Here is a 16,869-nt window from a genome sequence, read left to right on the forward strand (position 1 = left end):
TTCTGTGCATCTGTAATTGCTTGCTCAAGTTCTTCTTCGGTCAAGTACTTCACCAACTGACCTCGCCGACTACTCTTCATCAAAATAGGAACGCTCTCTCAGGGCTCAACTCTTTCGCAGACCACTCCGAGGGGGCGAACACGTCGTATTCCAGTAGAAACTCGAACTCAAGATGTTCGAACAGCGGTACTGTCTCGGTAGCCGCCGCATTCAAGAAGTCGTCTACCGAAGCTACGTCTTGCAGGGCGTTGGTACTGCTGGACACAGTTTCCAAACCCTGCGGCCTCCCCTGGGAGGTTTTCTATGACACGCTCTTCAATTCGCAATCAGAGTCTCACGGCAGATTCCGTTATAGAACCGTGAAATAAACCACCGTGGTAAGACTTCTATGACACCCTCCTCGAAACTGAATATGCGCGGGACAGGATTCGAACCTGCGGACCCCTATGGGACAGCGTCCTAAGCGCTGCGCCGTTGGCCACTTGGCTACCCGCGCGCAGCCACATCTACACCGAAGGCCCAAATCAACCTGTCGCTCCGCGCGCAGGGTTCTTATGCAGTGGCGACGCACCCCAGTGTATGTACAGCGCCCGAGACCGCGTCGCCAACGAGGAGTGGCTGAATCGGATCGAGCGCGGTGCAGACCGACTGGAGCTCGGATCCGACGCGCGCTCGGTCGCCGCGGATCTGTTCCTCTCGGAGGCCCCCGAAGAAGACCGCTCCAAGCGTGCGATCGCGGCTGCGAGCCTCTATGCGGGCGCGCTGATCGCCGGCGAAGAACGATCGCAATCTCGCATCGCCGACGCGATGGACGTGACCCGGCTCAGCGTCCAACAGCACTGGAAGCCGGTACTCGAGTCTGCGGGGTTCCAACCGCCGTCGTGGTAGCAGAGGACGCAGAAACGCACACAATCAGGCGTCGGATCGCTCGGAGTCCTTGGTGCGCGGTTGCTTCGGGCCGCGGCCGTCCCGCTCCGGCGTGACGTTTCCGTGGCGGTCGATTTCGCCCTTGACGATGCGCGTCGACGAGATGCGCTCGCCGTCCTCGGCGCTGACGTGCTCGACGACCTCGATGTCGAGCGGGTCGTACCCGCGTTCCCGACGGATTTCGTTGATTCGCTCGCCCCCCTCGCGGGTCTCCGGGGACACGATGAGGATGTCGAACTTCTGTTCGGTGGCGATTCCGGTCGGCTCGGTCAGTTTGCGCACTTCGAATTCGCGGTCGTGGGCCGCGGCGAGCGGCTCTAATTCGGCGACGAGATCGTTCTTCCGGTCCTCGAACGACCTGACGTAGCGGTCGACGTGGCGGGTCTTCGGAGCGAGTTCGTCGCTCGTCAACCCGACGGTTACGTCGCCTAACTCGAACGCACGCTCGAAGAGCGCAAGGTGGCCGTCGTGGACTGGATCGAACGTCCCGCCCAGCGCGACGTGCATACGCGGCCGAGGTCCTCCCGGGACTTAAACTGGGCGGGTCTCCGTCGAGTCCCGGCCGCACCCGGCGATACACGCCACTGCACAGAATCCCGGTGTCAGCCGCTTTCGGCGAATACTTTCACCGTTCCGTCGCTCGTGAGTCCCACGTCGATCGGTTCGTCCAGCATATTCTCGCTGGCGACGTCGCCGAGCAGTCCGTAGAGATGCGCGTAGAGTTCGGGTCGGCAGTAGTCGACTTTGAGACCGGCGTCGTCGCCCTGCGCGTAGATCTGATCGACGATGTCCTCGAAGCACGTCCCCGCCGCGACGGTGAACTGCACCGGTGCGCGCAGCGTCTGGACGAGTTCCAGCGTTCGACGCGCCTTCTCGACGTTCGCCTCTGCGGCGCGTTCGATGGCGCTCACGTTCGCGTCCGTGGTCCCCAACGCCTCGGCGACTTCCTGCTGTGTCTTGCCCCGCTCGCGCCGCTCTAACACCTCGACCTGTCGCTCAGTCAGGACTGTCGAGTCCACGTTGGTCATACGAAGTCAAACAGATCTATTTGAGGTAAGTTTATTGGTTAAACATTAGATTTTGGACTGATGGTCGTCGCACCGCCGACTGGTCGGCGCTCGTTTCTCGCAGGGGCCGCGGCACTCCTCACCGGGACCGCCGGGTGCGCCGGCGTCGTCGGCCGCGACCGATCGACTGCGACCCCCGTCTCGATACTCGCTGCTGGGAGCCTGAACAACGCGCTGGAAAACGGGCTCCGTTCGAGCGTCGACACGCCTGTCCAGATCGAAGCCCACGGTTCCGCAGAGGTCGCCCGCCTCGTCGCGGAGGGACAGAAGAATCCGGACGTCGTCTCCGTCGCCGACGTCGCGCTGTTCGACGGCCCGATGCGACCCGACTGGTACGCCGAGTTCGCGACCAACTCCGTCGTCGTCGCTTACAACCCCGACAGCGACGGCGGGGAACGCATCGCTGCCGCCGGAACCGACTCGTGGTACCGTCCGGTACTCGACGGCGACGTCGAACTCGGGCGGACGGACCCGGACCTCGACCCGCTCGGCTACCGGGCCCTCTTCGTCCTCGAACTCGCGACGGAGTACTACGACACTGACCGCGACCTTCGCGATGCGATCCCGAGCCGCGACCAGATCTACCCCGAGACGCAACTCGTCAGCCAGTTCGAGACCGGGTCGATCGACGCCGCGATCGCCTACCGGAATATGGCAGTCGAGCGTGGCTACGACTACGTCGAACTCCCGACAGCGATCGACCTCAGCGATCCCTCTTACGCCGAACAGTACGCGAACGCAACCTACGAACTCCCGAGCGGCAAGGTCGTCGAGGGCGGGCTCATCAGCTACGGTGCGACGCTCCGAAGCCAGGCGTCAGCCGCCGCCGACGTCTTTCAGACCCACACGACCGGACCGTATCTCTCGGAGTTCGGCTTCGTGATCCCCGACGACTTCCCCACCTACACCGGCAATGTTCCCAGCGAAATCGCGAACTGACTCCGGCGTCGGACGGTTCGACTGGCTGTCGATCACGTTCGTGCTCGGCGCGGTCCTGCTCTGTTATTACCTCCTGCCGCTGGTCTCGCTCGTCGTCAGCCAGCCGCCCGACGTGGTGCTGCGCCGCATCACGCAGCCGGACATCGTCTCGGCGACGACGACCTCGATCGTCTCCGCGAGCACGAGCGCCCTCGTCGCGACGGTGTTCGGTCTCCCGCTCGCATACTGGCTCGCGCGCGCTGACGGGCAGATCAAGACGGTGGTGACTGCGCTCGTTGTACTCCCGCTCGTTCTGCCCCCGATCGTCAGCGGGATGGTGTTGCTGACGATCGTCGGCCCGGAGACGCTCGTTGGACGGCTGGCGGCCGCCAACGGACTGCCGCTGACTCGGTCGGTTGTGGGCGTCGTGCTCGCGCAGACGTTCGTGTCGTCGCCGTTCGTCGTCGTCACGGCGAAGGCGGCTTTCGAGAGCGTCGACCGAAGCCTGGAGTATGCCTCGCGGTCGCTCGGCAAGAGCCGCGTTACGACGTTCCGCCGGATCACGCTCCCGCTCGCGTGGCCGGGCATCCTCGCGGGCGTCACGCTGGCGTTCGCGCGCTCGATCGGGGAGTTCGGCGCGACCATTATGCTCGCGTACTACCCGCGGACGATGCCGGTGCAGATCTGGGTCTCGTTCACGACGCTCGGCCTGGACAACGCGTTCCCCGCGGCCGTCGTGCTGGTCGGTATCGCGGTCGCGACGCTCGTCGTCCTCAACGCCCTCGGACAGAACCCCCTGGAGTAATCGATGCTCGAACTGGACGGTCTCACGAAGACGTACGCTGGATTCGAGTTCGGCCCCGTCGACGCGACCGTCGGCGACGAGGTCCTCGCAGTGCTCGGTCCCTCGGGCAGCGGGAAGACGACGCTGCTGTCGGTGATCGCGGGGATCGTCGCCCCCGACTCGGGGTCCGTATCGCTGAACGGCCGAGCATTGAGCGGGCGCTCGCTCGAAGACCGCCGGACGGGGCTGGTCTTTCAGGACGGGGCGCTGTTCCCGCATCTGACCGCCCACGAGAACATCGGGTACGCGGCTACGAGTGACGATCGGATCGACGAACTCGCGACGCTGCTCGAAATACGGGACGTCCTCGACCGCAGGCCGGCGACGCTCTCCGGCGGCGAAAAACAGCGCGTCGCGCTGGCGCGCACTCTGGCGGCCGACCCAGATGCGCTGCTCCTCGACGAACCGCTTTCGAGCCTCGATGCGCCCATCCGCCGTCGACTGCGAAGCGAACTCCACGCGCTGTTCGACTCGCTGGACATCCCGGTCGTGTACGTGACGCACGATCAGCGGACGGCAACAGCACTGGGCGACCGTATCGCGATCTTCCGGAACGGTACGATCGAGCAGATCGGTCCGCCGTCGACCGTACTCCGAGAACCGGAAACGCGGTTCGTCGCGACGTTCACGGGGAACGAGAACCTCTTCGAGGGCGTTGCCACCGGCGACGCGACGGTTCGGGTCGGCGACGTCGAACTCCGGACGAGTGAGCCTGTTCCGGCCGAGTCGGCCGTAACCGTCTGTCTACACCCCTCGCGGATCCGACTCTGTGATCCGAGCGCCCGTCCAGCCGACGGCTCAGCGGTCCCTCCGACGAACGTGATTCGGGGAACCGTCGACGACTGGCTGAACGAAGGGACGGAATACCGTGTCCACGTGAATGCCGCCGAGACGTCGCTCGCGCTGGTGACGACCGCTCGTCCGCCTGCCTTCGATCGCCTAGCGATCGACGCCGGCGCTCCCATCCAAGTGGCGATTCCGCCGCAAGCCGTCCATCTGATCCCAACCGCCGAGGCCGGTTTTTGATATAGCGATATACAGTTTACGTGTGTCCGTTCAGACGACCCCCCAGCTCAGTACAGCGAGTAAATGTGCCGTTCGTAGGTCTCGCGGACCCGATCACCCCAGTTGTGGGTGTAGGTGTCGATGATGTCGCCCCCGACGTCGCCCCGAAGGTACTTGACGATCCCTCGATCGCCGGTTCGATCACGGAGATGCGTCGTGAAGAAGTGCCGAAAGTAGTGTGGGGTGACGTTCTCTTCCGCACCGCCGCCGGATCGGTGCCAGCCGGCGTCGCTCGCGTGTCCTTCGACGAGGTGATGGACCATATCGGGTGTGAGCCGACTCCCCCAACTTCCCGACGTACTGACGAACAACGGTTCTGCAGGCGAGCGCGCCGCCGGACGGATCGCGAGCCAGCGACGCAGCGCGACTTCGAGCTCGTCGTCGACGGGGATCACCGTCGAACGCTTCCGCTTGTTCGACGCCGTGCGCTCCTCGCCGGCGACGACGGCCCCGGCCGCAGGTTCGGCCGCGACGTAGAGCGACGGTCCACGGCCGTCGAGGTGCGGGCGCGACGTTACGATCCCGTTCGATACAGCGTCGATCGGTGTGTCGTCGTCGAGCGCCAGGTCGCGGAGGTCGAGATTACAGAGTTCCCCCACGCGCATTCCGGTCTTGAGAAGCGTCGTGACGACCGCGTGATCGAGGGGATGCGTGACCGTGGCAAGAAAGTCCCGCATATCGGGGAGTGAAATCTCCCGCCGTGAGGGGTTCGTGTCGATCCGCTCGTCCATCTCCTCTATCACGAGCGTCATCGGATTGGACTCGAACGCACCGACCTGCGCGAGGTACGCGTAGAACCGGTGGAGGTAGGAGGCGTACGTCGCGACCGTGCTGTCGGCGACGTCCGACCGCCGGAGCGAGTGGATCCACGCCATACAGTCGCGATGTGTCGCCTCGGCGACCGAGGTCCGTGACCCGCTCGGAGTCGTCGACGGATCGCTCAGGAAAGCCTCGAACCGACGGAGGACGCGCTCGTAGGCGTCTCGGGTCCGTTCTGACTTTCCGTGGTACGTCATATCTTGCAGGAAGTACGCGATCGGATCTTCGAGAGCCTCGCCCCCGGGGGTCTCAGCGCTCATTGTTCTCCTCCGCTGCGCCGGGTGCGAGAGCGTAGCCGCCGCGCCGCCCACTGTATCGCACGGCGTTCGACGCCTGTAACTCCTGGAGCGTCTCGTCGAGACGGCTCTCGATGTCGTCTGTTAGCGCCGCGAGGAGTTCGTCCCACGAGAGGTACTCGGCGGACGAGAGGACCCTGAGGACGCGACGTTCGAAGTCGTCTTCGGTGTCCTGTGTTGTTGGCCCGGTCTCGGAACCTGACCCCTGGGGTTCAGGCCCTCCGTTTGCCTCTTCACCGGGTTCTTCGTATCCGGGGCTGTTGGGGACCTCGAAGTCGCGGCGGCCTGCCTGCACCATCGTCCGAACGAACTCGCTTTGGCTCATCCCCAACTGCTCTGCGTGTTCTTTCCAGCGCTCTTTCTGATAGGTGGGAACGTACGTCATTACCGTCGCCCGCTCGGTGTCGACTTCCTCGGCAGCCATACCATTCCTGCGTTCGCCCCCCACTTCACTTTACTGTAGATACCAGAATAAGAGAGGTTAGATGTGTCTATGAGCGCGTCTTTTCGGGGCTGTAATCAAGTTATTTGTATTACTGCACTTCAAAATCCGCGATATGCTTGTATTTACACACCTAAATTATGACGTTCGTTATGGGTCTTATTTTTCGGGGGGGGGGGTAGGTCGTTTCCAGCAGAGACGGTCCAGCATCTGAAATTCTTGTTCTGTCGATACAACAGAATGCGCCCGAATCAGTCACTCGGATGCGCCGATCGGCCCCCGAAATCTGAATGGGTATCTTCGGCCCGCTACTCCGGGGGATCGCTGCCAAAGATCGGTCTCCCGAGTTCGGTTCGATATACCGACCAGATGCTGATGTGACTGTATCGTGCCATTGCGCTAGTCGAATATTCGAGTCAGCCGAAGTGGTGTTGACCTCGAAACTTTGGATACCTCGTTGCGTGGACGCACATACCCTCTGCGTCGGACGTTCGACAGCGGGACTAGTTCTCGACACGTGGCGAGCACCAAGGACCAACTGTGTCTCGTAGGCCTCTGCACGGGCAATCGCGCTGTCGATTACCGAGCCGCGCAACTGCTGCACCGTTCGTTCGATAGAGACGTGCTACTCGGTAGAAACAATCGATCGCCGTGACTGGTACACCTGGCCTCGACGACGACATACTCCGAGTACGATGGGTTCGAGAACGTCCCGTCATCCTGCTGAACCGTCCACTTCTCCACTCCCTGATAGTCGGACTCTCACTTGCAAAGCGTGAAACGCCGAACAGTGGCCGTGAGGACCTGACCGGACTGTATCGCTTCGTATACGCACCACCTCGATAGCAGACAAGCGGTACGTAACAGCCATCCTGTGAACGAGAGATCGGGTCGTTGTCAGGTATCTTTGATGGCTGTGTGTCGTGTGCTCGATCCTATTCCATACGGCGTCGCCCCGGAGTGGTCGGACGCACCACTGTCCTACGGCGCGCGATTCTGGCCGTCCTATTGGCCTGAAAGGACCTCGTACGTACGCGCGACATACACGGCTCAGGGGGCATTTTCGTACCGACTGCGCCTCTATCAGAGCGAAAGAGAACGAACGAAGTCTGATGCCGACGAAGGTTCCTCCCACGAGTTATTTGCGTCCTGGACTCGGTGCGGTGCAACTACGCTACGCGCAGACCACGCGCTACGCGAGGGGGCCGCTCCTCTGTAGCCTCCCGGGTCCACGCCTGTCTCCACACAGAGAATTGAGTGACTTTCATAACTAGATCTCGCACGATCTGTCCGTATTCTGTGGCCACTGTCAAGTAATAAACAGGATCCGCGTCCGTGTCCGAACGTGTAAACTTCATTCCGCTATATCAATATCGTGTCGACGCCTCCATTCGGCAGATCGGTTCTGGTCGTCTGCTAGATCGGCTAATCGTCGTCTGCTGGGATGTCGCGTCTCGGCTGTCCGCGGTCGACGACGCCGTCGGTCCACGTCCCGCGAAGGAAGTACGCACCCGAGAGCAGCACCATCAGGACGTTCGCCACGGCGATGCCGTACCAGACGCCTGTAGCACCCATATCGAACCAGGCCAAAAGGGCGTACGCCGGCGGGATGCGAAGCAGGATGAGCCCGACGATTCCGAAGATCATCGCCAGCCGGGTGCTTCCACTTCCACGGTAGGCACCTTGGACGACGTAGAACACGCCGAGGAAGACGTACGTCAGGCCAACGATCCGGAGGTACTCCGCGCCTGCAGCGACGACGGCGGCGGCCTCCGCACCAGTGATGAAGATGCCGACGATCGCAGCGGCGTTGAGGTAGACGAGCACAGAGACCCCGACGAGCACGCCAGCAGTGATCCCGGCGCTCGCGAAGACGGCCCGCTTCGCCCGGTCGGGCTGGCTCGCTCCCAGGTTCTGTCCGACGACCGTCTCTGTCCCGCGTGCGAGGCCGAGCGCGGGGAGCACGACGAGAGAGGTGACGCGGGTCCCGATCCCGAAGGCGGCGACGGCCTCAGCGCCCGCGAGCGCGACGAGCGCCGTGACGACCGTCACACCCAGCGACTGCGTACTCATCTCGACGCTCGCGGGCGCGCCGATGCGGAAGATCTTGCTCACCGTCTCGCGTGTCGGGACGAAATCCCGCGGCGTGAGGTGGATGCCGACGCGGCCCGAGAGCAACAGCCCGATCGCGATCACGGCCCCGACGCCCCGGGAAGCGATGGTAGCGATCGCGGCTCCCTGAACCCCGTACCCGGCGAAGCCCGTCGCGCTGTAGAGGTCCGCCTGAAGCGTAGTGAGGCCGGCGATCTCGAACAGGAGGTTGTTCTGGAACCCGAGGATGAGAAACGGGTCGATGACGACGTTGAGCACGACGCCGAGGAGCATCAGATACAGCGGGGTCCGCGTGTCACCCCAACCTTGCAGCAGCGACTGAAAGATGAAGAACCCGAAGACGAACGGGATCCCGAGAAACATCGTCCGCGTGTACGTGACCGAGAGCGCGAATACCTCGGTCCCGCGCGTCGCTCCGATCAACTGGAGCAACCAGGGCGCCAGCGCGTAGCCGATGATCGAGAACACGATAGAGAGGCCGATCACGAACGCGATAGTTTGGCCGGCGACTGCGTTGATACGGTCGAGGTTGCCCGCGCCCTTGTTCTGTGCGACCAGCACCGTCCCGGCGACCGTGAAGCCCGCCGCGAGCGTGATGATGAGAAACACGATCGCCCACGAAAACGAGAGCGCACTGACCGCGTCCTGTCCGAGTCGTCCGACCCAGAAGGTGTCTGCGAGGTTGTACGCCACCTGCAGCAGATTGGTGAGGACGATCGGCAGCGAGAGGACGAAAAGCGGCTTGATCAGGGGGCCGTCCGTGACGTTCACTGCACGGTTCGCTCCGGGACCTCCGCTCATCGTCTCACCAACGCCGTTCGGCGGCGCACCGTCGCACGCTTGCGCATCGATCGCGTACGGTCGGCGAAACCGCTCTTACTGCAGACGGGAGGCGCGAACAGATTCGTTCTTCGCACGTGTCCCCGAGAAAATCGAGACGCGAACTGGCGGACGACACTGAGACGAAATACTCGCTCAGCGAGTATAGCGGTTCCGTTCGGTGAGGAGCTATCGCTCGTGCACTCGAATTCAGTCGTCGTCGCGGAACCGCTTGCGCAACAGATACGCCGCAACCCCGACTACGAACGCGACGCCGACGTTCGTCACGACGCCGAGGACGCCGATGCCGACCGTGAGCGAAAGCGAGTCGGTTTCGAGGCCAGCACGACCGAGTTCGACGGCGATCACCGCGAGGACGACCCCGAGCATCGCCAGGGGGAACGCCGCGACCGCGCCCACGGCGACGACGGCCGCCAGCGCGTAGAGAACCCCGAGGATGAGATTTGCCCCCGCCGTCCGCGCGCCGAAGGCGTACTTGCCCGCGACGCCGCCGCTGCCGTGACACATCGGCATCGCACCCAGCGGAACCGCGAGGAGGTTCATCGCGCCCATACTGCTCGCGAGGTCGTCGGCGGAGACGTCCGCGTCGTAGTAATCCGAGAGCAGAAGCGACGTCGCGACGGCCGCGTTGCCGACGGTCATCGCCAACTGCGCGACAGTCGCGCCGATCGAATCCGACGAGAGTCCCGACGCACTCGGCAGGGCGAGCGCCGCGGTCGGAAGGTGCGGGACCGGGAGCCCGGTCTGTCCCAGTCCGATGCCGATGCCCACCGCGAGTACGGCCAGCGTGCTCGCCCGTCGCTGACCGATCGCGACGCTGATCCCGACGACGGCGAGTGCGAGGAGCGCGTACCAGACGCCGTCGAGGCTCAACCGGACTCCCGTTTCGAGGAGCACGAGCCCGACAGCCAACTGGACGCCACGAATCACTGGCTGGCCGACGTACCGTTCGATACGCGCGAGCGTCCCGGTCGCGCCGACAGCAAGGAGGATGCCCCCGGCGAGGAGCCCGGCGACCGCCAGTTCAGACGTCGTCAGCGAACCGGCGATGACGAGCGCCGCGAGCGCCTTCATCGGCTCGACCGATATCGGGAGCCCGTAATGGAGCCCCCAGACGACCTGAAAGACCGCAAAACCGAGCAAGAGCCGTGAAAGCGAGAGGTCGGTGAGCGCCGCGGCGGCGACGACGACCGGGAGAACCGTAACCGAATCCCCTAACGCCCCCGTGAGTTCGTGTCGGGAGAAATCGAGCCGGTTACTGTACTGCCCCCGGGCGAAGACGTCCATCACTTCGACAGAGTCGCTCGGGAAATATAACGTCTGGGTACGCTATTGTGATGCGAGAGGAGCTACGGACGTCGTTTATTCGATCGTTCTTCTCAGCACTCAAACTGACAGATACGATAGAAGATGAGTCACCGAAGTCCGTTCGGACGAACTCGCCGACGCTACCAATAGTTTCGGGATGAGCAGAACGTAACCGTTTCTGCTTATATCATAGGTAGTGGAATGGCTCGGTCTGAGCAACCAAGACCAGTCAGTCTGCAACTACGTCGAGATACCGCGCGTCGCAGTCGCCTTGAACGAGGCGACCACGTCGCTGCCGGGTTCCAGTCCGAGTTTCGCGCGGCTGTCCTCGGTGACGAGCGCCAAAAGCGGTTCGTCGGCACCGATGTCGATCGCGATGCGAGCGATGCGTTCCCCGGATTCGACGCTCTCGACGGTCCCGAGAAACCGATTCCGAGCGCTCGTGTGCTCGGGAACCGGCGTGTCCTCGGGATCGGTCAACGTCACTGCGTCCGCGCGGAGCGACAGTTGCACGTCGCCGTCGCCCTCGGGGACGAGCGCCCGCACGTTTCCGGCGCCGGTTTCGACGGTCACTAGTTCACCCTCGCGCTCGACGATAGTCCCCGCGAGGACGGTCTCGGCGATGTCGGCAACGCCCTCGAAACCCGTCCGCGTGCGTTCGAAGGCGGCGAGCAACTCTCTGGCCGTGTCCGTGAGTTCGCTCCCACCGCCTCCTGAACCGCCCCGCCGTCGTTCGACGAGCGACCCGAACGCCTCTTCGAGTTCGACGATGCGACGCTGGGCGTGCGCGTACGACCGCCCCAGCGAATCGGCAGCGTTGTTGAGCGACCCTTCCCGATCGATCGCCCGCAACAGGGCGACGTCGCGTGAGTCGAGCGTCACCCCGTCGCTGCCGATGTACGTGTCGAACGAAGGACGGACGTCCATACCGTTCGGTACGTGTTAGCGAGCAAAAGCGTTATGTCTCCCCTGAGAGAACGATGGTTGTATCTATGTCGGAACAACGTTCGACCGCGGACGATGGAAGACGATCTCGGCTCAGTGGGGCGACCTCTCGACGATCGTTCCTCAAGATGGGTGCCGTCGTGGGTGCCACGGGGCTCGCAGGGTGCTCACAGGTCACCGGCGGTGAGCAGAGCCAGCAGGCACAAGCAGACGTATCCGGTGAAACGCTCACGTTGACGACGACGACGAGCACATACGACACGGGGCTCTTGGACGCGATCCATACCGACTTCGAGGAGATGTACGGTGTGACCGTGGACGCGGTCGCCCAGGGGACCGGCGCGGCGCTGGAGTCGGCCCGTAACGGCGACTCCGACGTGGTGATGGTCCACGCACGGGGCCTCGAAGACGAGTTTATGCGCAACGGGTACGGGATCAACCGACGAGACCTGATGTTCAACGACTTCGTCATCGTCGGCCCCGAGAGCGACCCGGCCGGGATCCAGGGAATGGGTTCGGCGACCGACGCGCTCACGACGATCGCCGAGGCGGAGGCGGCGTTCGTCTCCCGCGGGGACAACTCCGGGACGCACACGAAAGAGCTCAATCTCTGGGACGCCGCTGGCACCGATCCCGGTGGCGACTGGTATCAGGAGACGGGCACCGGAATGGGCGAGGCGCTGAACATCGCTAATCAGCAGGGCGCTTACACGCTCTCGGACCGTGGAACCTTCATCTCACAGCGTTCGGAGATCGACCTTACCATCCTCGTGCAGGGACCGATCGAGGGCGGGCCGGAGATCCTCTCGAACCCCTACGGTATTATGGCAGTGAACCCTGGCGTCCACGACAATGCAAACTACGACCTGGCGATGGCCTACATCGGCTGGATTACCAGCCCCGGTGCCCAGAACGCGATCTCCGAATACACGATGAACGGAGAGCAACTGTTCTTCCCGGAAGCCATCTCCGAAGACCCCGACTTCCAACAGTACGTTCCGGAAGGCTGGAGTAGCAACTCGTCCGACGAGTAAGCGTGTCGCTCGAACCGGCGCTACTATCTCCGGCGCTCGTCGACTTTCCCTTCCGGGAGGGATACGTTCGGAGCATCATCTACGTCTCGCTGTACGTGAGCGGGATTGCGGTGGCGTTGAGTACGCTCTTTAGCATCCCTGTCGCCATCGTGATGGGTTTCACCGACTTCCCGGGCAAGCAGTTCGTCAAGTCGGTCATCAACACCGGGATGGGCTTTCCGAGCGTCGTCGTCGGGCTGTTGGTTCTCTTTATCGTCTCCAATCAGGGGCCGCTCGGCTCGCTCGAACTGATATTCACCAAAGAGGCGATGATTATCTCGCAGTTCGTGCTCGCGACGCCGCCGATCACGGCGATCAGCCTCGCGGCCATCACTGGTGTGAGCGAGAACGTCCGCGACGCCGCCCGCGCACTCGGCGGCACGCGTCTCGACGTCGCGCTCGTCGTGATCAAAGAGGCCCGATACGGCATCGCAACGGCTATTCTCGCGGGGTTCGGGCGGGCGATCAGCGAGGTCGGGTCCGTTCTCATCGTCGGCGGCAACATCACGAGCGCGAGCGGCATCTCCCAGACCAGAACACTGACGACCGCGATCCAACTCGAAGCCCGCCAAGGCCAGTACGACACCGCGATGGTCCTCGGCGCGGTCCTCCTGGGGCTCGTCTTGACAGTGAACGCTGTCGTCGTTCGATTCGGCGACGAGGGATCGGTGAACCGATGATCAGGCTCTCGAACGTTTCGCAAGCCTACGGCGAGGAAACCGTCGTCGAAGACGTCACGCTCTCGGTCGACCCGGGCGAAGTCGTCGCGGTTATCGGCCCGTCGGGCGTGGGCAAGACGACACTGCTCCGTATCTTGGCGTTGTTCACCAGACCGACTGCGGGAACAGTCGAACTGGACGGCCAGTCGGTCTGGTCGGCCGACGAAGACGAACGACTGCAGCTCCGACGCCGGGTCGGGACGGTGTTCCAAGAAGCGAGTCTGTTCGACGCCAGCGTGGCCCGAAACGTGGAGTACGGACTCCGAGTGCGTCAACCCTGGGACGATCGGCTTCGCGACACGCTGTGGTCAATCGTCGGCTCGAACGGAACGCCGAAGGCGGTGAAGCGATCCCTCGACGTGGTGGGCCTGAGCGACAAACTCGACCAGCAGGCCCGCTCGCTTTCGGGTGGGGAAGCCCAGCGTGTTTCCTTCGCACGGGCGTTAGCTTACGACCCGTCGTATCTCCTCCTCGACGAGCCGACTTCGGATCTCGATCCTCGGAACACGGGTGTGATCGAGGAGGCGGTTCTGGAAGCCCGCGACCGCGGCATCGGCGTCGTCGTCGCGACCCACGATATGCACCAGGCCGAACGCATCGCCGATCGAGTCGGGGTGTTGCTCGGCGACGGGTTCACCGAGATCGGCCCCACTGAGACGATCTTCGAGAACCCGACAGACGACCGCACCCAGCAGTTCATCTCCGGCGAACTCGTGTACTGACCGCCCGCATCCCTGCTGACCTCCGCCGTCTTCGACGGCGACCTCCACGCGCTCTCCGTTCTGCCCTTCTCAGACTGGCTCGATCAGCGCTGGGGCGTCGTTCGCGGGGCTGTTGACGCGCGTCGAGACCGGATACGCCTCCCACTCGTCGCCCGGAGACGGATCGAGGAGTTCGGCGGCTTCCTCGACGTCGCCGTGGAGCCACGTCGCCTCCTCGTCGGGGTCGAGCACGACGGCCATCCGGTGATGGAGGTCGGCGACGACGTCGTTCGGCTCGGTCGTGACGATCGTGAACGATTCGACGGCGTCGTCGCCGTCGGACTCGGAACCGCTCCCGCCGCCGAAATCTCCCAATCCTGTCTGGGTGTGTGACGGCTCCCAGCGCTCCCACAGCCCCGCCATCGCGAACGGCCGGTCGTCGGCGAACGCGACCCGGTAGGGCTGTTTCGCGTCTCCCTCCTGCACCCACTCGTAGAACCCGTCGGCGGGGACGAGACACCGGCGACGCTCGTAGGCCGCCTCGAAACTGGGTTTCTCTGCGAGCGTCTCCGCGCGCGCGTTGATCAGGTCGTTGCCGACGCCCTCGTCGTCGGCCCACGAGGGGATCAGCCCCCATTTGAACCGCCGAAAGCGATCCGGATCGTCGTTGGTGAGGACCGGCAGGGACTGCCCGGGCGCGCAGTTGTACCGCGGCTCCGCTGGCTCCTCGAACGTCGCGTCGAAGCGCGACGCCAGTTCTTCGGCGGGGGTAAAGAGCGTGTAACGACCGCACATACGCGTCGATGGGTGCGAGCCCTCAAAACGACCCCGGCCGTGTCGCCGCCGTTTCTGCTCCCTCCCCGAGGCACCGACCGCCGGCCCTCGAAGGGTTTAGGCGCCCGCCGCTCTCTCACCCGAGTATGCGTATCGAGAACAGTTTCGTCCCCGCGAGCGGGGTCGGCGCGAAGCGCGAGCGCTCGCTGTGGGAGTCCGGCATCCTCACCTGGGAGGAGTTCGACCCCGCACGCGCGCCGCTCGGCGAGAAGACGGGCGAACGAGTGGAGTCGTTCGTCGCGGAGGCTCTGGAACGACTCGACGACGGCGACGTGCGCTACTTCGGCGAGCAGTTCCCCTCCGGAGAGACCTGGCGGTTCTACGAGAATTTCCGCGACGACGCGCTCTTTTTCGACATCGAGACCACCGGCCTCGACTCCAGTCGGGAGAACGTCACCACCGTCTCGTTCACGCAGGGCGGCGAGACGACGACGCTCGTCCGCGGTGAGGACCTGACTGCTGCGGCGCTTCGCGAGCAGTTCCGCGACGCCCCGCTCGTCGTCTCGTTCAACGGCAAGCAGTTCGACGTCCCCTTCCTCGAAGACAACTTCGCGCTCTCGGTCGACGCGCCCCACCTCGACCTGATGTACTCTTGCCGCCGAATCGACCTGACCGGCGGCCTGAAGTCCATCGAAAAGCAGATCGGTATCGACCGCGACCGTCCGGACCTCTCGGGCCGCGATGCGGTCCGCCTGTGGTACCAGTACGAACGCGACGGCGACGACGACGCCCTCGACACGCTCGTCTCGTACAACCGCGACGACACCGAGAACCTCCAGAACCTCGCCGACGTCGTCGCCCGCCGCCTGCACGCCGACTCGCTCGGGGCTGTTGCGGACGAATCACCCGGAATCCCGGACCCGCTCGCGTAACTCTCTCTTCTCGGGTTCAAACGCTGTTTTTGGCGAACCTAAAAATACAAATACTCCGGACTGATACGATCGGTAATGAGCGAGTACACCTTCGACGATCTCGCGGTCGTGATGGGCACCTACAACGAGGAGGAAGCGATCGACACGGTACTGTCGGACATCGAGGAGATCACCGACGGCCGCGCGGAAGTCGTCTGCGTCGACAGTTCGAGCGACCGAACGCCCGAAATCGCCCGCGAGCACGGCGCGACTGTGATCGAACAGCCGCCGATGGGATACGGCTACGCCGTACGCGAGGCGGTTCTCTCGCCGGACCGTCCGGTCGTCGTCACGACCGACTGCGACGACACCTACCCGATGGAACGCCTCCCGCAGTTTCTGGACCTGATCAACGAGGGCTACGACGTCGTCTCCGGCGACCGCCTGTACTACGGCGCCGAGGCGATGCCCGGCCTCAACCGCCTGGGTAACGCCGCGTTCGCGGTTCTCGCGTCGGTGCTGATGGGCGAGCGCGTCCACGACACCACGACCGGGATGCGGGCGTACCGACGTGAACTCCTCCACGAGATCGAGTGGACCGAGAACACGGGGCTCTCTGCGGAACTGCTGATGCGACCGCTGATGCGCGGCTACGAGATCCGCGAGGAGCCGATCCCGTACCGCGAGCGCGCCGGCGAGACGAAACTCGACCCGTTAGGCGGCGGCGCGGCCATCGCGAAGTCGATCGTGAAGGTGGCGCTCGAAGAACGATTCGGGTGAGAACGAGGCGGCGGAGCGGTCGCGTCGCGGTCGCGGGGAAGTCGACGGACCTACGCTGACTGGAGAATGTCGGCGATCCGTCGGGGCTCGCCGCTCAGAGAGGGACTCTCCTCGACGATCTGAAGCACTTCGTGGTCCGTCACGTCGGGGTAGGACTTCTCGGTCGCCTCCTCGATCAGTTCCTTCTCTAGGCGGAATTCGGTCCCTTCGTAGACGACGTCGACGCCCTCCTCGTCGAACGAGAGTACAGTCATAGCTCCCCGTAATCGGTCCCGGAGTAAAAGCGCATCAGTCCGGCGGTGAGAACACGACCGCTCGTCGGACGATC

Annotated in this window: 18 protein-coding genes, 1 tRNA gene and 1 pseudogene; 9 read left to right on the forward strand and 11 right to left on the reverse strand. The window is 63.9% G+C overall.

Annotated features, from left to right (window positions below; genetic code table 11):
- Positions 1-124 precede the first annotated feature (124 nt).
- Both D3D02_RS12625 and D3D02_RS12630 read right to left on the reverse strand, forming a co-directional pair.
- Positions 125-265: pseudogene (locus D3D02_RS12625) on the reverse strand (IS5/IS1182 family transposase); the annotation flags it as partial.
- Positions 266-413: 148 nt separating this feature from the next.
- Positions 414-496: transfer RNA gene (locus tag D3D02_RS12630), tRNA-Leu, on the reverse strand.
- Between the two features lie 83 nt (positions 497-579).
- On the opposite strand from D3D02_RS12630, the gene D3D02_RS12635 reads away from it, so the two are divergent.
- Positions 580-888 carry a transcription initiation factor IIB family protein gene (locus D3D02_RS12635; RefSeq protein ID WP_121570359.1) on the forward strand — a complete coding sequence of 103 codons (309 nt, stop codon included), beginning with the start codon at positions 580-582 and terminating at the stop codon, positions 886-888.
- 24 nt (positions 889-912) lie between these two features.
- Here the strand turns inward: D3D02_RS12635 and D3D02_RS12640 are convergent, their stop codons facing one another.
- Both D3D02_RS12640 and D3D02_RS12645 read right to left on the reverse strand, forming a co-directional pair.
- Positions 913-1,434 (reverse strand): phosphopantetheine adenylyltransferase, encoded by a 522-nt coding sequence (locus D3D02_RS12640; RefSeq protein WP_121570360.1) that lies wholly within the window; start codon positions 1,432-1,434, stop codon positions 913-915.
- Between the two features lie 95 nt (positions 1,435-1,529).
- A complete protein-coding gene (locus D3D02_RS12645; protein ID WP_121570361.1) occupies positions 1,530-1,955 on the reverse strand; it encodes a Tfx family DNA-binding protein in 426 nt (141 codons plus the stop codon).
- Between the two features lie 60 nt (positions 1,956-2,015).
- On the opposite strand from D3D02_RS12645, the gene D3D02_RS12650 reads away from it, so the two are divergent.
- Genes D3D02_RS12650 through D3D02_RS12660 form a run of 3 tightly spaced genes read left to right on the forward strand, consistent with a single transcriptional unit; the run spans position 2,016 to position 4,782 of the window.
- Positions 2,016-2,933 (forward strand): extracellular solute-binding protein, encoded by a 918-nt coding sequence (locus tag D3D02_RS12650; protein WP_121570362.1) that lies wholly within the window; start codon positions 2,016-2,018, stop codon positions 2,931-2,933.
- Complete coding sequence (locus tag D3D02_RS12655) at positions 2,908-3,717, forward strand: ABC transporter permease (RefSeq protein WP_121570363.1); 810 nt, start codon at positions 2,908-2,910, stop codon at positions 3,715-3,717. Before D3D02_RS12650 ends, D3D02_RS12655 begins: the two co-directional genes overlap by 26 nt.
- Positions 3,718-3,720: 3 nt before the next feature.
- A complete protein-coding gene (locus D3D02_RS12660; RefSeq protein ID WP_121570364.1) occupies positions 3,721-4,782 on the forward strand; it encodes an ABC transporter ATP-binding protein in 1,062 nt (353 codons plus the stop codon).
- Between the two features lie 47 nt (positions 4,783-4,829).
- On the opposite strand, the gene D3D02_RS12665 is transcribed toward D3D02_RS12660, so the two are convergent.
- From D3D02_RS12665 to D3D02_RS12685, 5 genes are all read right to left on the reverse strand, one after another.
- Positions 4,830-5,900, reverse strand: coding sequence for a tyrosine-type recombinase/integrase (locus D3D02_RS12665; RefSeq protein ID WP_121570365.1), 1,071 nt, complete (start codon positions 5,898-5,900; stop codon positions 4,830-4,832).
- Positions 5,890-6,360: a DUF5805 domain-containing protein gene (locus D3D02_RS12670; RefSeq protein ID WP_121570366.1), complete on the reverse strand. Its 471-nt coding sequence runs from the start codon at positions 6,358-6,360 to the stop codon at positions 5,890-5,892. Before D3D02_RS12670 ends, D3D02_RS12665 begins: the two co-directional genes overlap by 11 nt.
- 1,443 nt (positions 6,361-7,803) lie before the next feature.
- Complete coding sequence (locus tag D3D02_RS12675; RefSeq protein ID WP_121570367.1) at positions 7,804-9,291, reverse strand: MATE family efflux transporter; 1,488 nt, start codon at positions 9,289-9,291, stop codon at positions 7,804-7,806.
- A gap of 228 nt (positions 9,292-9,519) precedes the next feature.
- Entirely contained in the window at positions 9,520-10,617 is a 1,098-nt protein-coding gene (locus D3D02_RS12680; protein ID WP_121570368.1) for a putative sulfate/molybdate transporter, read from the reverse strand.
- Between the two features lie 261 nt (positions 10,618-10,878).
- On the reverse strand, positions 10,879-11,565 hold the full coding sequence (locus D3D02_RS12685) for a TOBE domain-containing protein (RefSeq protein WP_121570369.1): 687 nt from the start codon (positions 11,563-11,565) through the stop codon (positions 10,879-10,881).
- 146 nt (positions 11,566-11,711) lie between these two features.
- Between D3D02_RS12685 and D3D02_RS12690 the strand changes: the two genes are divergently transcribed.
- The 3 genes from D3D02_RS12690 to D3D02_RS12700 are packed head-to-tail and all read left to right on the forward strand — an operon-like array spanning position 11,712 to position 14,097.
- Positions 11,712-12,617, forward strand: a complete 906-nt coding sequence (locus D3D02_RS12690) for a substrate-binding domain-containing protein (protein WP_199723092.1) — start codon at positions 11,712-11,714, stop codon at positions 12,615-12,617.
- Positions 12,618-12,619: 2 nt separating this feature from the next.
- Positions 12,620-13,336 carry an ABC transporter permease gene (locus D3D02_RS12695; protein ID WP_121570371.1) on the forward strand — a complete coding sequence of 239 codons (717 nt, stop codon included), beginning with the start codon at positions 12,620-12,622 and terminating at the stop codon, positions 13,334-13,336.
- A complete protein-coding gene (locus D3D02_RS12700; RefSeq protein ID WP_121570372.1) occupies positions 13,333-14,097 on the forward strand; it encodes an amino acid ABC transporter ATP-binding protein in 765 nt (254 codons plus the stop codon). Before D3D02_RS12695 ends, D3D02_RS12700 begins: the two co-directional genes overlap by 4 nt.
- A 69-nt stretch (positions 14,098-14,166) precedes the next feature.
- Here D3D02_RS12700 and D3D02_RS12705 read toward each other — a convergent pair whose 3' ends face one another.
- Positions 14,167-14,871, reverse strand: coding sequence for an SOS response-associated peptidase (locus D3D02_RS12705; RefSeq protein ID WP_121570373.1), 705 nt, complete (start codon positions 14,869-14,871; stop codon positions 14,167-14,169).
- Positions 14,872-14,996: 125 nt separating this feature from the next.
- On the opposite strand from D3D02_RS12705, the gene D3D02_RS12710 reads away from it, so the two are divergent.
- Both D3D02_RS12710 and D3D02_RS12715 read left to right on the forward strand, forming a co-directional pair.
- The gene (locus D3D02_RS12710) at positions 14,997-15,782 is read left to right on the forward strand and encodes a ribonuclease H-like domain-containing protein (protein ID WP_121570374.1); all 786 of its coding nucleotides are present in this window, start codon (positions 14,997-14,999) and stop codon (positions 15,780-15,782) included.
- A gap of 75 nt (positions 15,783-15,857) precedes the next feature.
- Entirely contained in the window at positions 15,858-16,541 is a 684-nt protein-coding gene (locus D3D02_RS12715; protein WP_121570375.1) for a dolichyl-phosphate hexose transferase, read from the forward strand.
- A gap of 50 nt (positions 16,542-16,591) precedes the next feature.
- Here the strand turns inward: D3D02_RS12715 and D3D02_RS12720 are convergent, their stop codons facing one another.
- Positions 16,592-16,795, reverse strand: a complete 204-nt coding sequence (locus D3D02_RS12720; protein ID WP_121570376.1) for a DUF5800 family protein — start codon at positions 16,793-16,795, stop codon at positions 16,592-16,594.
- Positions 16,796-16,869: the final 74 nt, after the last annotated feature.

It is taken from the genome of Halobellus sp. Atlit-38R (assembly GCF_003665925.1).
Lineage (GTDB): Archaea > Halobacteriota > Halobacteria > Halobacteriales > Haloferacaceae > Haloquadratum > Haloquadratum inordinatus.

Bases quoted from the DNA above. Each gene is read 5' to 3' on its own strand.
- D3D02_RS12635 (WP_121570359.1), top strand. From the start codon at position 580: ATGTACAGCGCCCGAGACCGCGTCGCCAACGAGGAGTGGCTGAATCGG.
- D3D02_RS12640 (WP_121570360.1), bottom strand. From the start codon at position 1,434: ATGCACGTCGCGCTGGGCGGGACGTTCGATCCAGTCCACGACGGCCAC.
- D3D02_RS12645 (WP_121570361.1), bottom strand. From the start codon at position 1,955: ATGACCAACGTGGACTCGACAGTCCTGACTGAGCGACAGGTCGAGGTG.
- D3D02_RS12650 (WP_121570362.1), top strand. From the start codon at position 2,016: ATGGTCGTCGCACCGCCGACTGGTCGGCGCTCGTTTCTCGCAGGGGCC.
- D3D02_RS12655 (WP_121570363.1), top strand. From the start codon at position 2,908: ATGTTCCCAGCGAAATCGCGAACTGACTCCGGCGTCGGACGGTTCGAC.
- D3D02_RS12660 (WP_121570364.1), top strand. From the start codon at position 3,721: ATGCTCGAACTGGACGGTCTCACGAAGACGTACGCTGGATTCGAGTTC.
- D3D02_RS12665 (WP_121570365.1), bottom strand. From the start codon at position 5,900: ATGAGCGCTGAGACCCCCGGGGGCGAGGCTCTCGAAGATCCGATCGCG.
- D3D02_RS12670 (WP_121570366.1), bottom strand. From the start codon at position 6,360: ATGGCTGCCGAGGAAGTCGACACCGAGCGGGCGACGGTAATGACGTAC.
- D3D02_RS12675 (WP_121570367.1), bottom strand. From the start codon at position 9,291: ATGAGCGGAGGTCCCGGAGCGAACCGTGCAGTGAACGTCACGGACGGC.
- D3D02_RS12680 (WP_121570368.1), bottom strand. From the start codon at position 10,617: ATGGACGTCTTCGCCCGGGGGCAGTACAGTAACCGGCTCGATTTCTCC.
- D3D02_RS12685 (WP_121570369.1), bottom strand. From the start codon at position 11,565: ATGGACGTCCGTCCTTCGTTCGACACGTACATCGGCAGCGACGGGGTG.
- D3D02_RS12690 (WP_199723092.1), top strand. From the start codon at position 11,712: ATGGGTGCCGTCGTGGGTGCCACGGGGCTCGCAGGGTGCTCACAGGTC.
- D3D02_RS12700 (WP_121570372.1), top strand. From the start codon at position 13,333: ATGATCAGGCTCTCGAACGTTTCGCAAGCCTACGGCGAGGAAACCGTC.
- D3D02_RS12705 (WP_121570373.1), bottom strand. From the start codon at position 14,871: ATGTGCGGTCGTTACACGCTCTTTACCCCCGCCGAAGAACTGGCGTCG.
- D3D02_RS12710 (WP_121570374.1), top strand. From the start codon at position 14,997: ATGCGTATCGAGAACAGTTTCGTCCCCGCGAGCGGGGTCGGCGCGAAG.
- D3D02_RS12715 (WP_121570375.1), top strand. From the start codon at position 15,858: ATGAGCGAGTACACCTTCGACGATCTCGCGGTCGTGATGGGCACCTAC.
- D3D02_RS12720 (WP_121570376.1), bottom strand. From the start codon at position 16,795: ATGACTGTACTCTCGTTCGACGAGGAGGGCGTCGACGTCGTCTACGAA.